This window comes from Microcoleus sp. MON1_C5, from assembly GCF_036701875.1.
In the GTDB taxonomy this organism is placed as follows: domain Bacteria; phylum Cyanobacteriota; class Cyanobacteriia; order Cyanobacteriales; family Microcoleaceae; genus Microcoleus.
The window spans coordinates 134,730-160,736 of the sequence record NZ_JAUBRN010000006.1 but is presented as its reverse complement, the minus strand read 5'-3'; the positions used below and the strand labels follow the sequence as shown (position 1 = coordinate 160,736).

Here is a 26,007-nt window from a genome sequence, read left to right as displayed (position 1 = left end):
GTTTTAAGTCGGGAAGTTTTTCCATTCCTTTATCTAATGTCTATCTCGTCTTCTTGTCAAGGGGGTTGAGCAATTACAAGTGAGATTTGCGATAAGCTATATTATTTGGCTGAAATTACCGATCAGATTGATTCAGCAGCCACAGCTAAATATAAACTGGCACAGATTAATAAATGATTAAAAAAAAATGCAAAATAGTTAGAGTGTGTTTAGCTCCGTTCTAACCCAAAAAGTCATCACTAACCATGAGCCCAAAAGTTAATTTAACACGCGATCGCCCCAAACTCATACCCACGCTTCTGAAGCCATCTTGATTCTAACCTCAGTCAAAAGAAGTACCTACAAATCAGTATCTACGGGATTGATATCTTCCGGGGGAGCATGACGACCCCGTAATTCCTCTTGTGCCCGAATTGCCAACATAGTTGACCTATTCAAATCAAGGGCTTGCACTCTTGCTCGACCGATCGCCCTTAACCCGATCGCTTCCACAGCATTCCAAACAAAGTGAGTATTCCATCTCTGTTGACGAGGATTAAAAATATAGACAACCTCATCTTCAAGAGCGATCGCCAACTCCACCAGCCCAGTATTCTCCTCTTCAAACAGAACCCGATTAAAAATCACATCAACCTTTAGTTTCATCGATCGAGCAGATAGCAAGCTGATGAAGTAGAGCAGCAGCAACGCCCATTCCGTCTGATTCTGATCGCCCCAGAATCCTACACAAAATTAGCCGGATCTTGATCTCGCCGATGCTTCAGCAGAATCGGAGAACCTTGGCCATCACCCACCAAAGCCGCCGTTTCCTCCAAAGCTTCCCTCAGTCGCTTGGCCGCGTAAATCGACATATCCCGGGGCACATTCACCCGATCGCGCAAATACCGCAAAGCCGCATCAGAACCAGTCGGCGGCGTACAAACTTCGCCAGTCATCATCAAAGTTAAAGCACAACGCAAAGCCTCATCGAATAAGTTGTCATCGGCAGGATTGACTCGAACGATGTTGCGCTGGTGCTTAATGACGCGATGAAGTGCTTCAGCGCGCGAGGTTTCCGGTTCTGGATACATCACATCCGGCAGTCCAGCCCAAGGCCCATTATCCACGCGGGCTTTATTGAGAAGCATCTGAGGTTCGCCGTTTTCATAACACCCGCCCATCTGAGGCGGTAAATCGTGGACGTGGGTGTGAAAATCGCTTTGAGTGCCGCGATAGGTAGGGCGCGTTTCCATCGCCGCAAACCAGTCAGCAAAGCGCGGGTTTTCTTCCCGCATCGAGTAGCCTTTGTAGTAGTAAAGACTGGCATTCATCCGTTCGACGTAGGGCGTAAAGATCACATCCGCAGTGCCAAATTCATCGAGGAAATAAGGCCCCGGAGTGCTGCTGAGAGCCTTTTCTACCTGGGTGACGACGCTGATAAATTGGTTGCGGTTGTGCTGTTCTACTTTGGCTGAACTTGCTGGGTAGCACAGCCAAGAGCACCAGGCTCTAAACAGCAGTCGCTCTAACCGCCGCATGGGTATTACTGCGGGGTTTTCCATGCCCAAACCCAAGGGGCCATAGACTCGTTCCAGGGCGATTAAGATATCATCGCTTTCGGTGATGATGCGGCCGTCTAGTTCGATCGCCGGTAGCATTCCCGATGGCACTTTGCGCTTGTACCAGCTTTCCTTTTCCCCATAGCAGAACATAGTAACTTTCTCAATGCGGTAGGGGATTTGTTTTTCTTCCAGCCACAGCCAGATTTTTTGGCAGTAGGGACACCAAGCATGGTTATCGCGGTAGAGGATGACTCGCACATCCGATTCGGTTTTACCAAACAGGCGCAACCGGGCTTGGGCGTTCGTTGGCCCGTTGACGCGATCGATTTGAAAGTCTGTGAGGGCTTCTAATTCTGTCCAGCTTAGAGGGGTCATGCGATTTTAGATTTTAGATTTTAGATTTTAGATTGGAGAATTGAAGACAGCGACTGCTTCGTGGCAATAATAGAACTTACGCACAAACTCTATCTGTAGGGTGCGCTGTGCGCGCACCTTACCCCTACCCATAGCGCATTCAACTATTTTTTGGTCTTAGTCCTGAATAAGATAGTTGGTTATCCGTTAAAAAAGGCTTTGAGGACTTCAGTCCTCACTACCAACTTAACTACAATTAAGGCGACATTTGGGTAGGGGGTGGGGCGTCTTGAATTTTAGCCAGTGCTGCTTTCATTTCAGGAGTGGCTAGCAACTTTTGGGTATCTGCGATTAAACGATCGCCCCAGAGGTTTTCTTTGAGATATTCTACGGTAGCATAGCGTTTGTCGAGTTTCAGAGCTGCTTCTCCCATCGCTAAGCCTTTTGCTTGGTCGCCTTTGCCGTAGAGTGCTACTGCTAGAGCTAGCATTGCTTCTGCTGCTTTGTCGTCGATGGCGATCGCCTGTTCCCAGCGTTTGATGGCGCTATCAACATCTCCCATTTCGTATTTGACTAATCCGATATTGTTAATAGCAGGCCACAGGTTTTTTTCTAAAGCAAAGGCTTTTTCGTACTGGGCGATCGCCTGATCGAACCGCTTCAACTTATAAAAAGCATTGCCTAAATCGAATAATGCACCTGGAGTGTCGGGTTTTAACTTTAACCCTGCTTGCAAATATTCGGCTGCTTTCTCGTAGTTCGCTTTCCGAAAGTGAGCTTCTCCCAAGACAAATTTAATTGATGGATTTTCTGGCGACAGAGATTGAGCTTGCCCCAAAGCTTCAATACCTTTGTCAAACTGCTCGACTTGAAGGTACAAGCTGCCTAACAAAGTCCAAGTTTGAGCATTCTTGGGGGCTAACTGTGTGGCGAGTTCGGCTCTGGGTACCGCTAGTTGGTACTGCTGGAGTCTGGCTAGCTGGACAGCTTCTTCTGCAAGGCTCAAGGCTGTTTGTTCGAGTTGGGTCGAGTCGATTTGCAGGGTGTAAGGCAGGAGTGCCTGTGCGACAGCAGGCTCGGGCATTGTCCACAAACCGAGTGCGAGTAGCAGAGATATTAAAGGAATGCGATTAGGCACTGTACAGCCCCAGAAAAAAATATAAGGGTTTCTCGATCGCCTATAATAACTCATATTTTTGAGTTTTGATATTGCTTCTTGACTCGCAACACTTTGGGGTTTTCATTTAAATATTTCTCAAATTATGTTTACACTCAGGGTAGCGGTTTTTCTTCACTGTTTTATAGACGATTGAGAACCTCACTACAAATAGGCAAAATTATGAGTTATTAGAAACTTGAATGAGTTAATAAATAACGCTTCGCGGTTTTCCGTTAAAGAATTACCCAACTCTGTTCTCACTCAGAAATAATAGTTAGTCTTGACAGGTTTAGAGAGGAGTGAATTCCTCACTAAAAACCTGGTAATTGCTTCATTTTCAGGAATTGGAGTGAGTTAATAAAGTCTGTTGAATTTTGTCTAATAATTGTGCTGCCGATAAGGAAGAAGGCAAAATTTTGGCAGATACTTCTTGCAGTAGAAAGTCGATCGCCTCGGATTCCGAATTTACAGCAGACCGATAATCCCAGACTAAAATTGGCACTTTTACTGCCATTTGGCGCAGGTTCGATAGCGCCTGCAACATAGCGGGGGATTCTGAGGGGGCATCTCGCAAACACAGCAAAACTAAGTCAACGCTTTGATATTGCAACTGCTGCAAAACTTCTGTCCAGCAAGAAGCGATCGACCCTCGAAATCCTGCGGTGTGGATGTACTGAATCAAAGCTTGAAAGTTAGGAGTAGAAAACTGGGAATTGGGGAGGGGAATCTCGGCATTTGTCGATCGATCGCAATGTTCCAATTCTTCCGTCGGGTTCCCCCCAGAAGAGGAGTGCAAATCGGGTAAAGTCGAAATGTCTGCAAATAAAATGCTGGGCTTCCAACTCATGCCAGCAGCAACTTGAATCACTTGCCACAAAGCACTTGGTACCAACCCGGTAGGTGAAGTTTCACTGTCGCCAGGAGTGCTAGTGGCTAAACAGGGAAATACCGACAATCCTTTGACTTGATTTGCCAGTTGCGTAGTTGGAGGGTCTAAAGTCACCAAGGGGAGAGAACCCAAATTTCGAGACCGGCTTAACTGTTCGATAAAAGCTAAGGGGTTTTGCAGTTGACTTGTACCGTCCAAGACGATCGCGTCGGGCCGCCAAATTCTGGCCACGAGTTCTGCTTGGCCGAGGTCGTCTGCTTCTAAAACCCGGCAGTAGTTGGGGTTGAGCAGTAAAGCGGAACCTTGAGACGAACTGTTTTGCGGGCTGAGCCACAACACGGTTAAAGAACTCCTTACTTTGGGGCTACTAGCATTACTGTGACCGATCAAGTCTGCCAGCAGGCGGCGCAAAGCGGGTTCTTCCACCGGCAAGCTCAAAAAGCCTTCGGCTCTGTTGACACTGGCCCGTTCTTTTTCCCCTCTGGTGGCCGTGACGATCGCCGGAATCGATCGGGTATCCGGGTCACTCTTGAGGAGCGTCAGCACGTCCCAACCCGACAGCAGCGGCAGCAGCGGGTTGAGGAAAATCGCTTCGGGACTGAACCTGCGAGCTTTTTCCAGCGCTTCGGTGCCGGAACGGGCGACTATTACTTGGTAGCCGAAACCTGAGATGAGGTTGGTTAAATCTTCGATATATTTGGGAACTGCTTCGACTATTAATACTAAACGAGAGCGAGAATTGGCGCTCAGAGTCGGATATTGGGGTTTTAATAATTCTTCCTCAGCCGCTTCCTGTGCCGGGATTTCTTCGCTGCTGTTTCCCGGAGGATTTGGTGGCAGCAGCAGGGTAAATTGAGAGCCTTGGTTTTCTGAGGAAATAAACGAAACGTCCCCGCCGTGGAGCCGAGCTAGGCGTTGAGTCAGTACCAGTCCCAGTCCGGTTCCTTGAAAGCGCCTGGTGAGGGGGCTTTCTAGCTGTTGGAATTTCTGAAAGATCAGGTGCTGTTTGTCGGCGGGGATGCCGATGCCAGTGTCCCAAACAGTGAATGCGATCCAGCCTTCCCAAACATTTACTTTCAATCCGATTTTGCCGCCGAGTTCGGTGAATTTTAGGGCATTGGAAAGGAGGTTAACCAGCATTTGCCGCAGCCGCAGTTCGTCGGCAATTAAGTGGCTCAGTCCCGGTTCTATTTCGAGGGTAAACTCTATTTGGGCGGAGGGTTCTGCGTTTGCTGTACCGTCCGTTTTGCTGGGGGCGGGAGGGTTTTTTTCTTCTTGCTGTTGCAGTTGTTTTGCTTGTTCAAAGGCTCTGTGGCAGGTTGATGCTATTTCGACTGCTTCGGGAATTAGTTCTAGCTGCCCGGTTTCCATCCGGGTCAAGTCTAATATATCGTTAACAATTGTCATCAAATGCCGCCCGCTTTTATGGATTAGTTTGGCGTAGCGTGTTTGGCGGTCGTTGAGTTCTCCGATCAATTTATCTTTGAGGAGGCTGGACAAACCGAGGACGGCGGTGAGCGGGGTTTTTAGTTCGTGGCTGATGCAGGATAAAAATTCGTCTTTTAGTCGGTTGAGGTGGATTAAATCTGCGTTTTTCGCTGCTAGTTCTTTGGCGACTAAATGTTCTTCGGTGACATCTTGTCCCATTACTAAAATTAGCTGGTCTGAGAGCGGTTGTTTGACAAATTGCCAGATCCGTTCTTGACCTTTTTGTACGGGGCACTCGCAAATGTAGGTGTCTGGTTTGCCGGCCATGGGACACCAAGCTGGAGCGGTTAATGTTGAGGGGGAGGCTGCAGCGTACAGGGGCAGCGGGCAACTGGTGGCTGCGGTTGAATCGCGTGAAGCGAAGCTATCCCGCAGGGAATCGTCCGCTCTACTTGCTCCTACTAGGCTCCTGCAGTCTGTGGTGATGCCCTCTAACTGCACGCTCTTGTATTCGCTTGTTAAATGGCTTGGTTTGCGGGGCGAGTGTTTACCCAAATTTGCTGCTGGTTCTGGAACTGGTTCTGGGCCTGCTCCCAGCAAAATCCGCCACGCTGCGTTTTGGCTGACTATTTGTGCGGTGGGGGTTTGCAATCTCAGGGGCAGGGGCAGTTTTTCCAGTAGTTGGACTAGGGAGTTCAGGTTTTCCGAAGGTTTCAATCCTGCTTCTAGAAAGCGCACTTGAGCGTCTAGGGCGCTGGCGATGGCTTGGGAAATCGGCCTTAATTCGATTTCTTTGACTGCTGTGGCCTGCTCTGTGAGGCTGCAGAACGAGCTGCTGTTGAGTGCGGCGAATTGCAGCAGGCTCAGGCTGTCTAGCATTCCTAAAAATTGACCGCTGGCATCTGTCAGGGCGATCGGGTTGTTTGATGAAATGCCGGCGGTTTGGCGGTTTGGCCGGCCTGGGATGTTCTGTTCCTCTGTTTGCAGGTACTGCCAGAATTCGCTGACGCTCATAGCGGCTGGTAATGCCCTGACTGGTTCGATCGCGATCGGGCTTTCTGACAAAGGTTGCTGCCCGTCGTTTGTGCGATCGGCCGCCCGGGCCCAAAGGCTGCGGAGGTAAACTAATCCCACCGGCTGTAGCTGTTCGTTGACTACTGCGACTCGATCGCAGTTGCAGGAGCTGAAGATTGACTGCAGCGATTCTAGCGCTGCTGTTTGGAGGCACAGCGGCACTGGCTCGATAAAATTTTTGATACTGGGGCTGGTGAGTGGCATAACAAACCTGAGAGTCTGCTCGCGAGAGCAGTAATATTTTTGATTCTCAATGTAGCTGCGGATTTCTGTATCTTATTTGTTTTATATCAGTTCCCTATCAGGCTCGGGATCTGCACCGAAACCTGGGAGTTCGATGCCTACACCTGATTTGAGGCGACTAACAATTATTTTAAGGCTTAAGCTTAATTGCAGAAATCACGCTCAGGGTGCTTGACACAAAAACCACGGAGTAAACTTTGATTCTTCCTCTGGTAGAAGCGCATCACTTATTTTGCGGTTAAGATTGGTTAAAATAAATGTTGAGATGATTGTTAAAATGTTAAGTTTTTTGTAAAGGAGATATCAACTCTGAGCGAGCCAGCACTTTCAGGCAACTTAGGTGGTGCACCTACAGCTTTGCTTCCTCAACTTTCTATCGGTATTTTTGTCCGCTCTGAGGAAATCGCAGCCTCTGCGATTGAGCTTTTGAGGGGCGATCGCTATGCTTTAACGCACATTAAGTCGGCAGGGGAGTTTTTGGGGTTCCTCAAGCACAATTATCACCTTGATTGTTTGGTTTTGGAGGTGGATGGGGATCTGCGATCGTTTCTGGGCAAGCTGCAAGAACGATCGCTCTTTTTGCCTGCTGTGATTTTTTCGCCTCACGCGCAGGTAGATGGCAGGCCCGAAGCACCATATTCAGATGGTTTTGAGGCCGCCGCCAGTACCGCCAACAAGAGTCAAGACGAAAGCTGTGCTTTTTTTTATCACCCTGGTGAGGTGCAACTGGCAATCGCTCGATCGAGCGAAATAGCTGCCGGTATCGAGCGGGCGATCGCACAATTTCTAAAACTTTCAACTCCGGTTCCTGTCAATTACCAATCCGTAACGGTCGATGCGACAGCCCAATTGACTGCTCAAAGTTTGCTCAGCCGACAGCAGCGGCGGCTGGCGGAAAAATTACGGGAGCGATTAGGATACTTAGGTGTGTATTATAAAAGAAATTCCCAGATTTTTTTGAAAAATCTGTCGGGATCTGAGAAACAAAAGTTTTTGGAGCAACTCAAGTCGAGTTATCGCGACATCCTTTTGAATTATTTTTCTCAAGATACTGCGGTCAACAATCAAATAGATGAATTTGTGAATTTGGCTTTTTTTGCTGACGTTCCCGTGACTCAAATTGTAGAAATTCACATGGAATTGATAGACGAGTTTGCTAAACAGCTAAAAATAGAAGGGCGCAGCGAGGAAATATTGCTCGATTACCGCTTGACTCTGATTGACGCGATCGCTCATATGTGCGAGATGTATCGGCGATCGATTCCGAAAGAGACCTCTCCAGGTAGAATGTAGAAGGGATTCGGCATAATTTAAGAAAGAAAAGGTAGAAGGTAGAATCTAACAAAAAAGAAAGGAGCCGAGAAACGGCCGCGCGAGCGCGAGGCGGAAATTATTATAAAATAACAAAGAACAGCGGATTTAAGACAAATAACAACTACAACTAACATCTGGCAACTAATACTCAACATTTAAAAAAGTTCATGAGTCCTCTGAAGAAAACCTACGTTCTGAAGCTGTACGTGGCGGGGAATACTCCCAACTCCGTGCGAGCTTTGAAAACCCTAAAGGACATCCTAGAACAAGAATTTCAAGGCGTATACGCGCTGAAAGTCATAGATGTTCTCAAAAATCCTCAGCTAGCAGAAGAGGACAAAATATTGGCAACCCCAACCCTGGCCAAAATCCTGCCGCCGCCGGTGCGAAAAATTATTGGCGATTTGTCCGATCGCGAGAAAGTTCTGATAGGATTAGATTTGCTCTATGAAGAACTTCGCGAAGAAGACCTGAATTCATAAGATAATCAGGTGAGAGTCAGTCGATTTTAGATTTGAGACTTCGGTTTGGCGTGAAACGTTCGGCGAGCGCTCAGTCGAAGCGTCGAGTCGCGCTCAGTCGAACGCTTTTATATTTTAGATTTACTCAACAGATGAATCTGGGAGGTTGAACAAAAGTCTAAAATTTTTATCTTTCCACGACAGGAGTACGTGGCACGGTATCGGTTTTTGGGCGGGGGTCATTAGTCAGCAGTCAGCAGTCATTAGTTATTGAGCAAGAGCCAAAACTAAAAGCTGGGTACAAAGACTCATGATCGGCGGTTAATGAGTGACAACTAAAGAATACTGAGAGTTGACAAAAATCGACATGAATGAAATTAGTCAAACGGTTCAACGACAAGGATTGGGAACGGCAGGAGTTGAAAAAATTCGCACGATGATTGAGGGTTTCGATGACATCAGTCACGGCGGAATGCCGCTCGGCAGAACCACCCTAGTCAGCGGCACGTCAGGAACGGGAAAAACTTTATTTGCCGTACAATTTCTCTATAACGGAATTACCCATTTTGACGAAGCTGGAGTTTTCGTAACTTTTGAAGAATCTCCAGCAGATATTATTAAAAATGCTTGCAGTTTCGGTTGGGATCTGGCACAGTTAATCGAGGAAGGCAAGCTATTTATTTTGGACGCTTCCCCGGACCCGGAAGGTCAAGATATAGTAGGGAATTTTGATTTATCTGCCTTAATCGAGCGAATCCAGTACGCCATTCGCAAGTACAAAGCCAAGCGGGTTTCTATAGATTCAGTAACCGCCGTATTTCAGCAGTATGATGCTGCATCGGTGGTGCGCCGAGAAATTTTTCGCTTAGTTGCGCGCCTCAAACAAGTCGGAGCAACTACAGTTATGACTACGGAACGGGTGGAAGAATACGGCCCCGTCGCGCGGTTTGGAGTGGAAGAGTTTGTGTCGGATAATGTGGTGATTGTTCGCAACGTTTTGGAAGGGGAACGCCGCCGCCGCACCATGGAAATTTTGAAGTTGCGGGGTACAACCCACATGAAGGGCGAATATCCTTTTACTATGACTAATGACGGAATTAATATTTTCCCGTTGGGGGCGATGCGATTAACTCAAAAGTCTTCAAACGTGCGGGTTTCTTCCGGGGATAAAACTCTCGACGAGATGTGCGGTGGCGGTTTCTTCAAAGACTCAATTATTTTGGCTACGGGTGCAACGGGAACCGGCAAAACCCTGTTGGTGAGCAAGTTCTTGCAGAATGCTTGTATGAACGGCAATCGGGCGCTGCTGTTTGCCTATGAAGAGTCGCGTGCTCAGTTGTTCCGCAATGCTTATTCTTGGGGCATTGATTTTGAGGAAATGGAAGAGAAAGGACTGCTAAAGCTGCTGTGTACTTACCCGGAATCTGCCGGTTTGGAAGACCACTTGCAGACTATTAAATCTGAAATTGCTGAGTTCAAACCTTCTCGAATTGCTATAGACTCGCTGTCGGCCTTAGCTAGGGGTGTCAGCAATAATGCTTTCAGGCAATTTGTGATCGGAGTGACAGGTTTTGCGAAGCAGGAAGAAATAACCGGATTTTTCACAAATACAAGCGACCAGTTTATGGGTGCTCATTCGATTACGGACTCCCATATTTCTACGATTACTGACACGATTATCATGCTGCAGTATGTAGAGATTCGAGGAGAAATGTCGCGGGCAATTAATGTGTTTAAGATGCGCGGTTCGTGGCACGACAAAGGAATCCGGGAATACACGATTACTGAAAGAGGGCCGCAAATTAAAGATTCGTTCCGTGGTTACGAACGGATTATCAGCGGTTCTCCGAGTCGGATTACGATTAATGAAAAGAGTGAGCTATCGCGGATTCTGCAGGGTGTGCAAGGCCAAGACGATGAGGATATTTGAGATTTAACAGTCATTCTTTATTAAAAGAAGGTTGGGTTGAGCTAGGAAACCCAACTTTTTTAATTTGAGGAGTTTGTGAAAATTTATAGCAACCGCGACAAGGTTTTGGAGGTTCTTAATTGCTGGAATAGGAAGTTTTATTGCCTTTTGCATCAGCGCCTTCTGCTATAGCAATCCCACTAAATAGGTTTTGGTAAAAATCTAGGGGTAAGCTATTGTCCCTCTAAATTGTAGATTTCAATGATATCTCAAAAATCATAAAATCCTCTCTCTATCCGATTCTCGAACATAACAGAAAATCTTTCTGGCCTAGCAGCTTAGTGCCGCATCGTGCCTATCCCTACTAACCCTAGATTAGGGAAACTAGGGGGGATTACCTCTACAAAAATATTAAAAATAATTTTCTTCTCAAAAATCATTATTTACACCTCATCACCAGTATAGGCGTCTCCCTAGATCCACAAGATGAAATGAAGTTCGATAGCTTGCTCAAAAATGCAGATATTTCCCTATATTACGTTAAGGAATCGGGCCCAATACCTATAGTTTTTACACAGCCACAATACCTTGGGCCAAATCCAAGACCCTGGCGATCGCAAATCTCTTGAATTGTGCTTGGAAAGCCAATACTTGCTGTACGATAAACCTCAGCTCGATTGGCAAACAAGTAGCCTTGCTGGTGTTAAAGTTATAGTAGGAGGATATTCTCCTGAACGAGGTTGGATTCATCGCTATCGATGTATTCCCATCGCCAAAAAAACAGGATTGATTTTGCCCGAAGAGCAAATGGATTTTAGAGCAAGCTTGCTGGCAATATCAGCAGTGGCTAGCAGCAGGACTAATTCTTCCTAATATCGCGGTGAATCTGTCGGCACGTCAACTCAGCCAACCGACTTTAATCGCTAAGAGCGATCGCCTCCTTGAGCGCACCGATATGAAGCCAAAATATCCATAGCTAGAGATTACGGGAACGGCAATAATGCTTAATGTTGACATTACCTACAATCTTTTGAGCCAATGATCGGAGCATAATATTGAGATTTATGTCGATGATTTTGCGACTGCCTATGCTGCTTTCAACAACCTGAAAAATTTTCTGGTGAAGTCGCTCAAAATTGATCGCTCATTTGTCCGCGATTTAGCCAACGCTCCGATCGCTCGCAGAATTGCCCAACCCATAGTTGTAATCCCACATGGCTTAAATGTGAGCACAATTGCCGAAGGAATTGAAACCCCAGCGCAATTGCAATAGTTACAAGCGATCGCGTGTGAAATTGGGCAGGGTTATATGTTTAGCCAGCCTGTCAGTGCTGAGGTTGCCACTCAATTAATCCGACATCCTAAATTGTTGTCTACCACTATTTGGGATGAGCAATCCTCATAAAAGCGCGCAAAAGTCTTATAATCAATTTAATCCTCGTGTCGAGCAAATGACTCATAAAATTTTACGACGGAATAATATAAAACTGTTTGGACAAGGCACCCAGACGATGATGTTTGCTCATGGATTTGGGTGCGATCAAAATATGTGGCGTTTCGTAACACCGGCCTTCGAGAAGGACTACAAAATCATCCTATTTGATTATGTAGGTTCTGGACAGTCTGATATTAGTGCCTACAGTTATGAACGGTACAGCGACCTCAATGGCTATGTTCAGGATGTCCTCGATATCTGTCAAGAATTGGCGTTGACAAATGTGATTTTTGTCGGTCATTCGGTCAGCACTATGATCGGCCTTCTGTCCTCTATTCAAGCTCCTAATTACTTTGATCGCCTGATTTTCGTAGCACCTTCACCCTGCTACATCAATGATTTACCAAATTATTACGGAGGGTTTGAGCGCAAAGATATTGAGGATCTCCTCGATATCATGGATAAAAATTACATTGGCTGGGCAAGCTTTCTGGCGCCAATGGTGATGCAGAATCAGGATCGTCCTGAGTTAAGTGAGGAACTTGAGACAAGTTTTTGCTCCACCGATCCGGTGGTTGCAAGTCGCTTTGCCGAGGTGACTTTTTACTCTGACAATCGCACTGATTTAGCGAATGCCTCAGTACCTTCACTGATATTGCAATGCACTGATGACATGGTAGCTCCCACCGAGGTAGGGCATTATCTCCACCGCCACCTGCCTAAAAGTACGCTACGGCTGATGAAAGCTACGGGACATTGCCCGCACCTGAGTCATCCACAAGAGACTATCGACCTGATTAAGGAGTATTTGAGTGAACCTCATACTACCTGATTTGTATGGCAAATATGACCTACCAGATAGACGAGCTACTCAACAATTCACCCTGTGGATTCCTCTCGTTTGCTGACGATGGTACGATCCTAATGGTCAACGCCACCTTACTGCAATTACTCGGATACGAAACCGATGAACTGCGGGAACGGAAAATGGACTTTATTCTGCCAATGGCCAGCCGGATTTTTTTTCAAACCCATTTCTTCCCCCTGTTGAAGCTTGACGGTAAAGTAGAGGAAATTTACTTCTCATTAAGGTCAAAGCAGGGTAGTGATATACCTATGCTGATCAACGCTGTGCGTCGGGAGAAGGAAGGAAGCTCCGTCAACGATTGCATCTTGCTCTGTATCCGCCAGCGTATCCTGTACGAAAGTGAAATTATTAAAGCAAAAAAAGCAGCAGAGGCAGCTATTATCGCCCAAAAGCAAGCGGAAATAGCTCTGCGGAAACAGTACGACAAGGCGATATTACTTCAAGAAATTACTCTACACATTCGTCAATCTCTTGATTTGTCTACAATTTTTGAGATTGCTTCGCAGGAGATTCGCCTGTTTCTTGATGCCGAGCGCGTCGGCATATTTAAGTTCGCTCCTGACAGTAAATTTGGATATGGTGAGTTTGTTTCAGAATCCGTAGGCGAAGGATGTAAATTGGTAAGCAGAAATCAATTTAACGACCCATGTGCTGGTGAACAAGCTCCTGATTCATATCAAGAAGGGAGAATGCACGTAGTTCAAGATATCAATAAGATTGACCTTCAACACTGTTACCGCGCTCTTTGGAAACAATTTCCGGTTCGGGCTAATTTAGTTGCGCCGTTGCTCAATGGACAAGATTTGTGGGGGTTGTTATGTATTCATCAATGTTCTGCTCCTCGGCAATGGGAAGAATTTGAAGTTGACCTTGTTAAACAGATTGCTAATCAGTTAGCGATCGCCATTAAACAAGCGGATATTTTTCAGAAGTTGCAAAAGGAATTGGCAGAAAGGCAGCAGGCCCAAGCGCGAATGAGAGAAATTAATCAACAACTTGCACTCTCTAACGAAGAACTAGCTCGCGCTACTCACCTCTTAGAACAAGTGGTCAATATTGATGGATTAACTCAAATTGCTAATCGCCGCTGTTTTAATGACCGCTTAGAGCATGAATGGCAGCGGCTATACCGGGAACAAAAACCTCTTTCTCTTTTGTTGTTTGATGTGGATTATTTCAAACGTTATAATGATTGCTACGGTCATCTAATGGGGGATGATTGTCTGTTCAAACTTGCTCAGACTGTGCAAGAGGTAGTGTACCGTCCGGCGGATTTGGTGGCGCGTTACGGCGGAGAAGAATTTGCCATCATTTTGCCTAATACCGATATTGAAGGAGCGAGTTCGGTGGCCCAACGGATTCACGCTGCTATTAAAGCTTTACATATTCCTCACAAAACCTCTGATGTGAGTGATGTAGTTACTATTAGTATGGGTATCGCCAACTTGATTCCGATTTCGGAACTATCATCGGCTGACTTGATTGCGATCGCCGATCGTTCACTATACCGGGCCAAGCAACAGGGGCGCAATCAGTCTGCGATATGCGAGTACAGTGGCGATTCGATTTTTGACACTGACGCTTAAATCACAATAATTAAGACCGAGGACAAAAATTTGTCCTCGGTCTCAAAGTCAGTCATTCAATAAATTTCAATGAGCACGGAGGGATTTGAACCCCCGACCCTCAGGACCGGAACCTGATGCTCTATCCACTGAGCTACGTGCCCTCGACTGTTTACAGTATAACACGTCTTGCGGAAAATGGCGAGTGCCGATCGCAAATTTCCTGACCAGCCTCCAAACCGCTTGACCCCTGCGGGTTCAACTCGCCCGCGCGATCGAATATCAGGCTGTTCTCGAAGCCAGAGACTGCAACTTTTACTTAAATGGTAACAATAATACGACAATGGGTAAAATAATAGATTTTAATCGAGTAAACATTAGGTTCACATTCGATCGGGGTCGAGCATCTACCACAGCTAAAATAGCCCGCATCAATTCCCCCTACCTAAGCGCCAGTAAATAAATGGTGCTGTTATTAAGACCGGTTGTGCAAATACGGTTTTAGACTAAGTTCATCAAAACTCTCAATTTTATGGTTTCTAAACTTTTAGACAAATTACCGCTGCGAACTGTTCTCATAGTTCCATTTGTACTGCAAATCGTGGGAGCCGTGGGACTCGTAGGATATCTGTCTTTTAGAAACGGACAAAAAGCAGTTAATAACCTTGCCAGTCAGTTAATGAGCGAGGTAAGTTTGCGTGTCGAGCAAAACCTGCAAGTTTACCTGACAACTCCCCATCAAATCAATCAAAGCAAGCTGGATGCTGTCAAGATCGGGTTGTTAAAAATGGAAAAATTATCAGCTTGGGAGAAATATCTTTGGCGGCAAGTACAATTATATCCATATATCAATTTTACCTCCGTTGGCAACGATAAGGGAGATTATAGAGCCGGTGAACAACTGTCTAACGGCTCCCGAATGATTAATGTGATAGAAACATCTACTGGGTTAAATTTTAATTCTTACAGTACAAACGAGCGAGGCGATCGCACTACAGTTACCACCATTGCCAAAAACTATGATAATCGGCAACATCCTGCGTACCAAAAAGCCGTAAAAGTCGGTAAACCTACTTGGAGTTCGGTTTTTGTTTCCTTACTAGAACCGACATTACTTATCTGCGCTATCCAACCAGTATACAGCGAAAAAAATCAGCTAGAAGGAGTCTTATTTACTGCCTTGCGTCTAGACCATCTTGGGAGATTTCTCCACAGTCTCAAAGTGGGCAAATCCGGTCAAACATTTATTATAGATCGCCAGGGTACTTTGTTAGCAACTTCCACAACAGAAAACCCGTTTCGCACTAAAGGTAAGGAAAGACAATTGTTTAAAGTAGAAGAAAGCAGCAACCCTTTTACTCAAGCGACAGCTAAATATTTGACTGCAAAGTTTAAAAAATTAGACAAAATTAAAAAATCAGAGTTATTGAGCTTTGAAATAGATAACAAGCGACAATTTTTAAAAGTCTTGCCGTTCCAAGACGGCAAAGGTTTAGACTGGCTAATTGTCGTAGTTGTGCCCGAAGCAGATTTCACCAAAGAAATCGATGCTAATACCCGCACAGCGGTTTTGCTTTGTTTCGCAGCTTTAGGAGTAGCTGTGGCGATCGGCATTCTGACTTCTCGATGGGTAACAAACCCTATTTTGCGCTTAAATGCAGCAGCAAAAAATATTGCTAAAGGTGAATGGGACACAACCCTAGAAAGTGAACGCTCCGACGAATTGGGGGAATTAGCCAAGTCATTTAACAGCATGGCTCAACAACTGCAACAATCTTTTGAAACTTTAGAAAACCGAGTGCAAGAGCGGACGGCAGAATTGGCTGTAGCTAAAGACAAAGCAGAGGTAGCGAATCAAGCTAAAAGCACCTTTCTTGCTAACATGAGCCACGAATTGCGATCGCCTCTCAATGCCATTCTCGGCTTTTCCCAACTGATGACTCGCAGCCAAACTCTATGCCCAGAACATCAAGAAAACATTAGCATAATTAGCAGCAGCGGAGAACACCTGCTCACCCTGATTAATAACGTACTCGATTTATCTAAAATTGAATCCGGGCGCACCACCCTCAATCCCAAAAAATTTGACCTCTATCGCCTGCTAAACGACTTGGAAGATATGTTTGAACTCAAAGCAGATGACAAGCAGTTGCAGTTAGTTTTTTACCGGAGTACCGACGTGCCGCAATATGTAGAAGCCGACGAGGTAAAGTTGCGACAAATCTTAATTAATCTGCTCAATAACTCTCTTAAATTTACCGATGAGGGGGGTGTAGCCGTCAGAGTTAGCAAGCAGTCATTAGGCAGAAATCAGCAGGTAGAAGGGGAAAACTTTGCTCACCACGAAGTATCACAAAATACAGAAAGTCCAGCAATTAATGGTCTTAACATATCTCAATTCAGTCGCTCGAACAACCAGATTATTGCCACGCCAAATGACGATTCAGCGTCTACCTCTTCCTTCTTCCTTCATTTTGAAGTCGAAGATACTGGTCCCGGTATTGCTACCAATGAATTAGACGCTCTTTTTGAAGCTTTCGTGCAAACCAAGACAGGGAAAGATTCGCAAGAAGGTACAGGCTTGGGATTGCCAATCAGCCGCAAATTTGTGGAATTAATGGGCGGCAAAATGAGCGTCTCTTCTGCTGTGGGCAAGGGAACTAATTTTAAGTTTGACATTCAAGTTATTGCGGTCAATGCGGCTGATCTTGAAAGCCCAAAACCCAGCCGGAATGTTATTGCACTGGTTCCCAACCAACACACCTATCGAATTTTGATAGTAGACGATAAACCGCTCAACCGCCAACTGTTAATTAAAATCCTCTATCCTCTGGGTTTTGAACTAAAAGAAGCTACTAACGGTCAAGAAGCTATTGAGATTTGGGAGAGTTGGGAACCGCATCTAATTTGGATGGACATGAGAATGCCTGTGATGGACGGCTACGAAGCTACGCAATACATTAAAGGTACTATTAAAGGTCAAGCTACTGCGATTATTGCGCTGACTGCGAGCGTTTTGGAGGAAGAACGGGCAGTTATTTTATCGGCGGGTTGCGATGCTTTTATGAGGAAGCCTTTCCGGGAAGCCGATATTTTTGATGCTATGCAAAAACATATCGGAGTGCGCTATATTTATGAAGATCCGGGTCAAACTAATTTATCGGCAATCAAAGAGGGCGATCGCGCAATGACTGCGGCTGATTTCGTGAAATTGCCTGAGTCGCTGGTATCAGATTTAAAGCTGGCTATACTAAATGCAGATATGGATGTAATTGATAGCTCGATCGAGCAAATTCGATTAAAGGATGCAGTAACGGCTGGTGCGATCGCCAATTGTATAGAAAATTTCGAGTACGACAAAATTTTAAAGTTAATATCTCAAGCAATATCACATGAATAACGACCTTGCTAGCACCGATCGCGGTAATATTTTAGTAGTTGACGACACCCCAGCTAATTTGCGACTGCTAGCCGGAATTTTGAATGGCAAGGGCTATAAAGTTCGCCCCGTACCTAGCGGTGAGTTAGCGCTTTCTGCAGCAAAAGGTATGCCTCCAGATTTGATTTTGCTCGATATTATGATGCCGGAAATGAATGGGTATGAAGTTTGCGAAAAAATCAAAGCAGATGAACGCACTTGCGACATTCCGGTGATTTTTATTAGCGCGATTAATGACGTACTAGATAAGGTCAAAGCCTTTGCGGTGGGCGGGGTAGATTATATTACCAAGCCCTTTCAGGTGGAAGAGGTTCTAGTTAGGGTAGAAACCCATTTAGCAATGTGCCAGTTGCAAAAAAAACTTCAACAGAAAAATAATGAACTTACAGTTACTTTAGACCAACTGCAAGCTACTCAGAATCAATTAGTGCAATCGGAAAAAATGGCGGCATTAGGGCAACTGATTGCGGGCATTGCTCACGAAATTAATACGCCCTTGGGCGCGATTCGGTCGTCAATTGGAAATATTACCAGCTTTTTGGATAACAATCTCGAAAGTTTGCCAGTTTTTTTTAAAGAACTGTCTGCAGAACGCGAGCACGATTTCTTGTGTTTGATGTACCGTTCCAGCCAACAAACTTACTCTTTATCTACGCGAGAAAAACGGGGATTGAAAAAAACCGTGAAGCAGCAACTAGAGTCCGAAGGGATTGACAATGCTGACAGCCTTGCTAGCATTTTAGTCAATATTGGATTGCAGGGAAATTTGCAAGAATTCTTGCCGTTGCTCAAAGACCCGGACAGCGAAAATATTATAAAAACAGCCTTCGACTTTGCTAGCATTCACAGAAGCGCCCGAACCATCGCTACCGCTACTGAACGCGCTGCAAAAGTCGTCTTTGCCCTGAAAAATTATGCGCGTTACGATGTAAATGGGGAAAAAATACAGGTGAATATTACGCAGGGAATTGAAACTGTATTAACTCTTTATCAAAACCAAATCAAGCAGGGTGTGGAAGTAGTCAGAAATTATCAAGATCAATTGCCTGTGGTACTGTGTTATCCCGACGAACTCAATCAAGTTTGGACAAATTTAATTCACAATGCCTTACAAGCGATGGACAATCAAGGAACTTTAACAATTGACGCGGTACAACAAGATACCAGCGTCTTGGTAAAAATTACTGACAGCGGTAAGGGGATTCAACCGGAGATTATTCCGAAAATTTTTGAGCCTTTTTTTACTACCAAACCTGCGGGAGAAGGCAGCGGGTTGGGATTGGATATTGTCAAAAAAATAATTGAAAAACATCAGGGTAAAATTGATGTCGAGTCGGCACCCGGTAATACAGCATTTACAGTTTCTTTGCCGATTAATTTAACTGAGTAGGTAAAGCGTCGCAGACTGAAGTCGGGGGCTAAAAATTTGCAGTCTACCCGCGCGGAATGTAGAATTTGGAAAACGGTGTGCTTACCCATCGGGCTTCACCCTCCCAAACTAAAGAAGGAAACTAGCGATGTCTAAACCAGCAATTTTGTGTGTTGACGATGAAGTAGGGGTGTTGCAAAGTCTGGAAATTGAACTGCAACAGGCTTTTAACGGTAAATATCTTTGGGAATTTGCTGAAAGTGCTGCCGAAGCCCTAGAGATTATTGAAGAGCTATCTGAAGCTGAGGTTAAGATTCTAGTGATTGTCTCTGATTGGTTGATGCCCGGAATGAAAGGAGATGAGTTGCTAATTAAAATTCATCAAAAATATCCGCAAATTGTGACAGTGATGCTGACGGGACAAGCAGACCCAGAAGCCATAAAACGGACTAAAAGTCAAGCAAATCTTCATGCTTTCATAGAAAAACCTTGGCAAAATCAAGAACTAATTGAAGCGATTAAGTCTGGTCTAGCAAATTTATGAAAAAACCAGTCATTATTTGTGTCGATGATGAGCAGACTATACTCGATAGTCTGGAAATAGACCTGCTAAAAGCCTTTGAAGATAAATATTTAATTGAAACGGCCCAAAGTGGCGAAGAAGCTTTAGAGTTGCTGTCCGAACTTTTAGCAGAACAGTATGAAGTTCCTTTGGTTATTTCGGATCATATCATGCCTAGTATGAAAGGAGACGAACTATTAAGGAGCGTTCATGCTATCTCGCCGAGCACTCTCAAGATTATGTTGACGGGGCAGGCAGATTTGGAGGCGGTAGCCAATGCTATTAACTATGCTAAATTGTACCGATATATACCTAAACCTTGGCAATCTGATGACTTAAAATTAACTGTTACTGAGGCAATATATAAATATTTTCAAGATAAAGAGTTAGCTCAAAAACAAATAGAACTTCAGGAAATGAATCAGGAGTTGGTAAAATTAAACCGCAAGCAGGCTATGCTGATTGCCAAACTCCATGAAAACGAAAGTCGCTTGACCCAATATCTAGAAGCTATGCCATTGGGCGTATGTGTACTTGATGCAAACGGGCAATCTTTCTACGCTAACCAGAAGGCGCGAGATGTATTTGGCAAAGGCACTGTGCCGCATATTAATTCAGAGCAAAAAGCAGCAATTTATCAATTTTATAAAGCCGGGACTAATCAGAGATGCCCCGTGGAAGAATTGCCAATTATGCGGGCGCTTCGGGGCGAAAATGTCCGGACTGAAAGTGTAGAAATTCGTACAGCTAATAAGATTATTCCTGTAGAGAGTTGGGCAACTCCAATTTATGATTCTACAGGCGACATTTCCTATGCGATTATTGCTTTTAGTGACATAACTGAACGCAAGGAAGCTGAAGCGGCGCTAATTCAAGCTGAAGAGAAGTATCGCGGGATCTTTGAAAATGCTCTAGAAGGTATTTTTCAGACGACGCCGGACGGACATTTTATTAGTGCGAATCCTGCTCTGGCAGAAATTTACGGCTACGATTCCGCGTCAGAATTGATAGAAAGTATTAATGATACTCAGCAGCAATTGTACGTCCAACCCAACCGCCGTCAAGAGTTTCTGGCGCTGATGAAACAGCACGGTACTCTGTGTGAGTTTGAGTCTCAGGTTTACTGTCGAGATGGCAGCATTATCTGGATTTCTGAGTATGCGCGCACAGTTTATGATGCTAACGGTGAAGTGCTTTACTATCAGGGTTTTGCTAAGGATATTAGTTTGCAAAGACACGTTGAAGTGGAACGAATCAGGTTTACTAATGATTTAGAAAAAGCTTTGGCAGCCCAAGAAAAGTTAAATGAGGCACTGTCAGAAAACGAAAGCCGATTGACTCAATTCCTGGAAGCTATGCCAGTGGGAATATTTGTTGTCGATGGTAAGGGTAAACCTTTTTACATGAATTCTTGGGGGGAGAGGATACTAGCCCAAGGTTTAATTTTTGATGGGGGTAGTGACCAATTTCCTGAAACTTATCATTTTTACGACGCTGCAACTAATCAATTGTATCCGAGGGATAGCCAACCGATTGTTCGGGCGTTGCGGGGAGAATTTGTGCGTATGGACGATCTAGAAGTTCATGGGTCGGATCGGATTGTGCCGATCGAGGTTTGGGCGACTCCAATCTACGACGAACGGAAAAACATAGTTTACGCGATCGCAGCTTTTCAAGACATCACAGAGCGTCAAGAGGTAGAAACCGAGCGCCGGCAATTCACAGACGAGTTACAAAAAGCTTTAGCAGCGGAAGAAAAATTAACAGATGCTTACGGGCGGTTTGTGCCGCACGAATTTCTCCACTTTCTGGGATATGAAAGTATTCTGGAAGTAAAATTAGGCGATCAGGTACAGAAAGAAATGTCGGTGCTGTTTTCAGATATTCGCGATTTCACTTCTGTTTCTGAAACGATGAATCCCGAAGAAAATTTTCAATTTATTAATGCTTATTTGTCTCGGATGGAACCGGCCATTACTAACAATTTTGGTTTTATTGATAAATACATTGGCGATGCGATTATGGCACTGTTTGATGGCAGTGCTGACGATGCTGTGAAAGCTGGAATTGCTATGCTAGAACAGCTTAACGAGTATAATATTAGTCGGCATCAACCCGATCGCCCGCCGCTGCAAATTGGCATTGGAATCAATACGGGTTCTTTGATGTTAGGCACGGTGGGCGGCCAAAGTCGGATGGACAGCACGGTGATTAGCGATGCGGTAAACTTAGCCTCCCGCGTGGAAACTTTGACGAAAGAGTATGAAGTTTCGATGTTAATTACTCACAATACTTTTATACAGTTAAACGATATTTATCATTTGAGGTTGATAGATCGCGTAGCAGTTAAAGGCAAATCGCGAATGGTAACACTTTATGAAGTATTTGCGGCCGATCCGCCAGAGTTACGACAGAAAAAGTTAGAGACAAAGACAATGTTTGAGCAAGCTTTGGTACTCTACAATAGTGACAAGTGTGGCGAAGCTATAAGATTGTTTTCGGCCTGCTTGGAAATCAACCCTAATGATAAGGTAGCTCAAATTTATCTGCAGCGGTGTCTGAAAGGAGCGATCGCTCCTGCATAATACAATTTTAAATTTTAGAGTTTAGAATTGGGAATGATTTATTCCATAACGGTTGGGAGTTTGCCTACAGTTACATTTTTTTGAAACTGGTATAATCATTGTTTAGACAGGCAGGGAAACGCAAACTATGGTTTCTTGCTGCGGCAAACTTTCTATTTTAAATTCTCCTCCGTGCAATTCTACAAGGCGTTGAACAATAGCCAGACCCAATCCCAAACCTGCTTGTTGGTAAAGTTTGCGATCGAACTGCCTGTAAGCTTCTAGCTGTGCAATCTGATCGGTAGTCATGCCGCGGCCTTTGTCTTTGACAGACAGAATAAAAGTCTGATTTTCGACGAAAGTGCTTAATAAAACTGGCGTTCCTTCTAATGAAAACTTGAAGGCATTGTCCAATAATTCTTCAACAATTTTTGCTAGTCTGACAGAATCCATAGCTACCGACGAATCTTGCAAGTTTAATTGTAAATCTTCTGTTCTATTCGCGTGTTTTGCTTGCTGCCGCGCTTTTTGACTCAGCAAAGATTTTACACAGCTAAATTCGCTATTTCGCATCTCCTTTAGCAGTTCGGGATTGGTGGCTGCTATCTCCAGTTCTGCATACAGCAAAAAGTTCTGAATCAGTCGATACAAGCGATGACCGGAAGTTTGAATTTGACCGATCATCTCTAAAATATCTGATTCCTCTAAGACCTGATATTCTGACAGAATCAGCTCAGAAAAACCCAGAATTGCATTCAAAGGAGTCCGCAATTCGTGGGGCAGCGACATACTAATATTAGTGCGTAATTCGTCTAGCGTCTTTTGAGATTGTCGGCTAATTGTTTTTTGTTTTTCAAGTCTAATAGCAATGGCTTTTAGCAGTTCTTGCGGCGTACACGGCTTAGTAATGTAATCGTCAGCTCCCAGTTCCATACCCGTGCGAACGTCAACTTTATCGGCTTTGGCTGTGAGGAAAATAAACGGAATTGTGGCAGTCAAGGGTTCGGAGCGCAAAGCTTTGATGACGCCGTGACCGTCTACTTCCGGCATCATCATGTCGCACAAAATTAAATCCGGGATTTTTTCGATCGCCAATTTGATGCCGACTTTGCCGTTAATCGCTCCTATTCCTTCAAAATTCTCGGCTTCCAGCAACTCTAAAATATTCTCTCTAATCGCTTCTTCGTCTTCTATTACCAAAATCTTAGCCACGGTGATAGCTCCTTTTAGTCAGTAGTTTGTTGGAAAATTCTGGGTTCAGACACTTGATAAGTTTGTTTGTTAGGCGCTTAATTAATCGTTAAGTAGCGGATATGTATAGTTAATAATTCAGTTGGTTATTGATTGGGAGGGCAGATTAGAGGCAAGGTAATAGTGAAAGTTGTGCCTTTTCCTTCTTGACTGTCGATCGCTAGTTGGCCGCCGTGAAGTTCGACAGCCCTCTTCACAATTGCTAAACCGAGACCTGTTCCCGAAATATTGCCGACATTTGTAGCTCGGTAAAAAGTTTCTAATATCCGCTCGCGATCGGCTTGGGGAATGCCGATGCCCTGGTCTTGAACTTGGAAAACAGCTTCTTTGTTTTGACAGTTGAGGTGCAAGGAAACTGTACTGCCGACAGGGGAATATTTGATGGCATTTGAGAGGACATTTCCCAAGATTTGCTGCAGCAGTTTTTCATCCATTTGAGCCTCGCAGTTGCCGCCTTCATATTGAAAGGCGATCGGGTGTTGGTTGCTGTCGTTGAGCTGCTGCTCTTCTACCAGTTGACGGCAAAATTTTTCGAGGTTTAAGGAAACCGGTTGAAACTGCAAGGTATTGGCTTCGATTTTGCCAATTACGAGGATATCTTCTAATAACTCTGTCATGCGTTTAATTGCTAATTGAATCCGCACAAAATGAGTAATTTTTTTATCTTGGGACCACTGAGAACTGTAATCTTGCAGCAAGCCAGCGGAAAATTGGATGGTTGTCAAAGGTGTGCGGAACTCGTGGGAAACCATTGTGACAAATTTAGCTCGCAGTTCTGAAAGTTCTTTTTCTCGTGCGAGGGCTTTGAGAATTTCCGCTTCTGCTCGTTTGCGATCGCTAATGTCACGGGCTTCCGCAATCAGCAGCAAAACTTGTCCTGTTTCATTTTTAACAGGTTTCAGTGAGAAATCAACTGTCATAATTTGGCCACTTTTGCCTAACAAGTCGATTTCGCTGCGGAAAAACTCGCCGCGACTTGCTTTGCCGATCGCGCATTGCAATTGTTCGGAAACCTGTGGCGACTGGGCCCAAATCGCCATTTCCCACATCGGGCGGCCCACAATACCCTCCGATCGCAATCCGGCAAAATCGAGGGTTGTCTCGTTCACTTCCAGCACAATTCCTTCAGGAGTCAGCAGCTTGGTTAGCTGAAATGATGAGTCAAAAATCGCCCGAAAGCGGCGCTCGCTTTCCCGCAGCATTTGAAAGGTTTGAGAACGTTCGATCGCGTAGCGGATCGTCCGCACTAATAATTGAGTAGTAATTTGACCTTTAACAATGTAATCTTGAGCTCCCAAGCGAACTGATTCTAGGGCGATCGCCTCATCGTCCAAGCCTGTCATTACCACCATTGGCACATCAGGAGCAACTTCTCGCAGGCGAGTGAGCGTTTCCAAACCGCGGCTGTCGGGCAAAGAAAGGTCGAGCAAAACTACATCAAAGGATTGTTTGCACAGTTGTGCGATCGCCTCATGGAGGAACTCAACGGACACCAGTTCCCACTCGACGCCCACAGATACTTCTAACAGTTCTGCAAGTAAATCAGCATCAGCAGGATTGTCTTCTACTAACAGAATCTTAATCCACATAGCTTAGACGTTTTTGACTGTAAAATTTTTACTCTACCAATCTTAGGTTAAACTTTTCCGCTTTCCCATGCCATTTTCAACTTGAAAATTATTATTTGGGAACTATCACCACCAGCCACCAATCCTTAATCGATCTCACCAGCTTAGCGACTTGACTAAAATCGATAAGCTTAGTGATGTAGCACCGGGCTGACAGGGCATAAAACTTGAGCATCTCTTCATCGACTGCTGAGGTTGTCATAATTACCACCGGAATCATTTTTAACTTGAGTGCTGAGTTGATTTATATCAATATTTTCAACTGTTTTTTTTAGGCCAAATCAAGTTAAGCAGAATTAAATTAGGACGAGACTCCGAACAGAAAAGCCTGCTTATTCAATAAAATTATTGCTTCTACCATATCTTATACTATTTGCAAATGATTAAAATTTGGCTTGTCGCCAGCTTTTATAAAGTCCATTCAGCCTCGCTGAGCAAATCATCTACCAGCATAATTTCCCTAGGTTAAAAGTTTTTAGAAGGCTCATAAGCAAACCATCTGTTCGTTTAATTTAGAGGAAGTTTGACGACTGCCAGCCAGAATTCCTCAATTAACCTGACTACTTTAGTAAATTCTACGAAGTCTACCGGCTTGGTTATGTAACAGTTGGCGTGGAGCGAGTAGGACTTAAAAATATCTTCGGGAGCTGCTGAAGTGCTGAGAATCACTACAGGAATTAATTTTAAGGTTGGGTCAGTTTTAATTTCTTCTAGCACTTCAATACCGCTTTTTTTGGGCAGATGCAAATCGAGCAAAATCAAATCGGGACGAGGTACCCTAAGATAGGGTTCTTTTCGGCGCAAAAACTTGATTGCTTCGACTCCATCCTCCACAAAATGCAAGTTATTCAATATTTTACCCTGATTGAGGACTTCTATTGCCAAATCGGCATCGCTGGGAGAATCCTCAATCAGCAGAATCTCTATAGGTCTAACAGTGCTTCGATCGCTCAT

Annotated in this window: 19 protein-coding genes and 1 tRNA gene; 11 read left to right on the top strand and 9 right to left on the bottom strand. The window is 44.7% G+C overall.

Annotated elements, in window-relative coordinates; translation table 11 throughout:
* Positions 1–339: 339 nt before the first annotated feature.
* The 4 genes from QUA71_RS04990 to QUA71_RS04975 all read right to left on the bottom strand — a co-directional run bounded on the left by QUA71_RS04990 (position 340) and on the right by QUA71_RS04975 (position 6,649).
* Positions 340–687, bottom strand: a complete 348-nt coding sequence (locus QUA71_RS04990; RefSeq protein WP_333282892.1) for a hypothetical protein — start codon at positions 685–687, stop codon at positions 340–342.
* 35 nt (positions 688–722) lie between these two features.
* Positions 723–1,916, bottom strand: a complete 1,194-nt coding sequence (locus QUA71_RS04985; RefSeq protein ID WP_333282889.1) for a glutathione S-transferase family protein — start codon at positions 1,914–1,916, stop codon at positions 723–725.
* 235 nt (positions 1,917–2,151) lie between these two features.
* A complete protein-coding gene (locus QUA71_RS04980) occupies positions 2,152–3,033 on the bottom strand; it encodes a tetratricopeptide repeat protein (RefSeq protein ID WP_445243750.1) in 882 nt (293 codons plus the stop codon).
* 358 nt (positions 3,034–3,391) lie between these two features.
* Entirely contained in the window at positions 3,392–6,649 is a 3,258-nt protein-coding gene (locus tag QUA71_RS04975) for an ATP-binding protein (protein ID WP_333282882.1), read from the bottom strand.
* Positions 6,650–7,045: 396 nt separating this feature from the next.
* Here QUA71_RS04975 and QUA71_RS04970 point away from each other — a divergent pair, with 396 nt between their 5' ends.
* From QUA71_RS04970 to QUA71_RS04940, 7 genes are all read left to right on the top strand, one after another.
* A complete protein-coding gene (locus QUA71_RS04970; RefSeq protein ID WP_333282879.1) occupies positions 7,046–7,981 on the top strand; it encodes a circadian clock protein KaiA in 936 nt (311 codons plus the stop codon).
* A gap of 188 nt (positions 7,982–8,169) precedes the next feature.
* On the top strand, positions 8,170–8,484 hold the full coding sequence (gene kaiB, locus QUA71_RS04965) for a circadian clock protein KaiB (protein ID WP_006632119.1): 315 nt from the start codon (positions 8,170–8,172) through the stop codon (positions 8,482–8,484).
* 346 nt (positions 8,485–8,830) lie between these two features.
* Positions 8,831–10,393 (top strand): circadian clock protein KaiC, encoded by a 1,563-nt coding sequence (kaiC, locus tag QUA71_RS04960; protein WP_190661008.1) that lies wholly within the window; start codon positions 8,831–8,833, stop codon positions 10,391–10,393.
* A gap of 567 nt (positions 10,394–10,960) precedes the next feature.
* Positions 10,961–11,245, top strand: a complete 285-nt coding sequence (locus QUA71_RS04955; RefSeq protein ID WP_333282875.1) for a hypothetical protein — start codon at positions 10,961–10,963, stop codon at positions 11,243–11,245.
* Between the two features lie 181 nt (positions 11,246–11,426).
* The gene (locus QUA71_RS04950) at positions 11,427–11,645 is read left to right on the top strand and encodes an EAL domain-containing protein (RefSeq protein ID WP_333282899.1); all 219 of its coding nucleotides are present in this window, start codon (positions 11,427–11,429) and stop codon (positions 11,643–11,645) included.
* Positions 11,646–11,760: 115 nt separating this feature from the next.
* Complete coding sequence (locus tag QUA71_RS04945) at positions 11,761–12,639, top strand: alpha/beta hydrolase (RefSeq protein WP_333282871.1); 879 nt, start codon at positions 11,761–11,763, stop codon at positions 12,637–12,639.
* A gap of 14 nt (positions 12,640–12,653) precedes the next feature.
* A complete protein-coding gene (locus QUA71_RS04940) occupies positions 12,654–14,261 on the top strand; it encodes a diguanylate cyclase domain-containing protein (RefSeq protein ID WP_333282869.1) in 1,608 nt (535 codons plus the stop codon).
* A gap of 70 nt (positions 14,262–14,331) precedes the next feature.
* On the opposite strand, the gene QUA71_RS04935 is transcribed toward QUA71_RS04940, so the two are convergent.
* Positions 14,332–14,404, bottom strand: a tRNA-Arg gene (locus QUA71_RS04935).
* 368 nt (positions 14,405–14,772) lie between these two features.
* Between QUA71_RS04935 and QUA71_RS04930 the strand changes: the two genes are divergently transcribed.
* The 4 genes from QUA71_RS04930 to QUA71_RS04915 all read left to right on the top strand — a co-directional run bounded on the left by QUA71_RS04930 (position 14,773) and on the right by QUA71_RS04915 (position 22,195).
* Positions 14,773–17,640, top strand: coding sequence for an ATP-binding protein (locus tag QUA71_RS04930; protein ID WP_333282866.1), 2,868 nt, complete (start codon positions 14,773–14,775; stop codon positions 17,638–17,640).
* Positions 17,633–19,069, top strand: a complete 1,437-nt coding sequence (locus QUA71_RS04925) for a response regulator (protein ID WP_333282863.1) — start codon at positions 17,633–17,635, stop codon at positions 19,067–19,069. Before QUA71_RS04930 ends, QUA71_RS04925 begins: the two co-directional genes overlap by 8 nt.
* A gap of 127 nt (positions 19,070–19,196) precedes the next feature.
* A complete protein-coding gene (locus tag QUA71_RS04920; protein WP_333282860.1) occupies positions 19,197–19,592 on the top strand; it encodes a response regulator in 396 nt (131 codons plus the stop codon).
* Positions 19,589–22,195: a PAS domain S-box protein gene (locus QUA71_RS04915; RefSeq protein WP_333282858.1), complete on the top strand. Its 2,607-nt coding sequence runs from the start codon at positions 19,589–19,591 to the stop codon at positions 22,193–22,195. Before QUA71_RS04920 ends, QUA71_RS04915 begins: the two co-directional genes overlap by 4 nt.
* A 102-nt stretch (positions 22,196–22,297) precedes the next feature.
* Here QUA71_RS04915 and QUA71_RS04910 read toward each other — a convergent pair whose 3' ends face one another.
* The 4 genes from QUA71_RS04910 to QUA71_RS04895 all read right to left on the bottom strand — a co-directional run bounded on the left by QUA71_RS04910 (position 22,298) and on the right by QUA71_RS04895 (position 26,007).
* A complete protein-coding gene (locus QUA71_RS04910) occupies positions 22,298–23,386 on the bottom strand; it encodes a response regulator (RefSeq protein WP_333282855.1) in 1,089 nt (362 codons plus the stop codon).
* A gap of 125 nt (positions 23,387–23,511) precedes the next feature.
* A complete protein-coding gene (locus QUA71_RS04905) occupies positions 23,512–25,014 on the bottom strand; it encodes an ATP-binding protein (RefSeq protein WP_333282853.1) in 1,503 nt (500 codons plus the stop codon).
* A gap of 91 nt (positions 25,015–25,105) precedes the next feature.
* Complete coding sequence (locus tag QUA71_RS04900; RefSeq protein WP_333062812.1) at positions 25,106–25,255, bottom strand: hypothetical protein; 150 nt, start codon at positions 25,253–25,255, stop codon at positions 25,106–25,108.
* 305 nt (positions 25,256–25,560) lie between these two features.
* Positions 25,561–26,007, bottom strand: coding sequence for a response regulator (locus QUA71_RS04895; protein ID WP_190660988.1), 447 nt, complete (start codon positions 26,005–26,007; stop codon positions 25,561–25,563).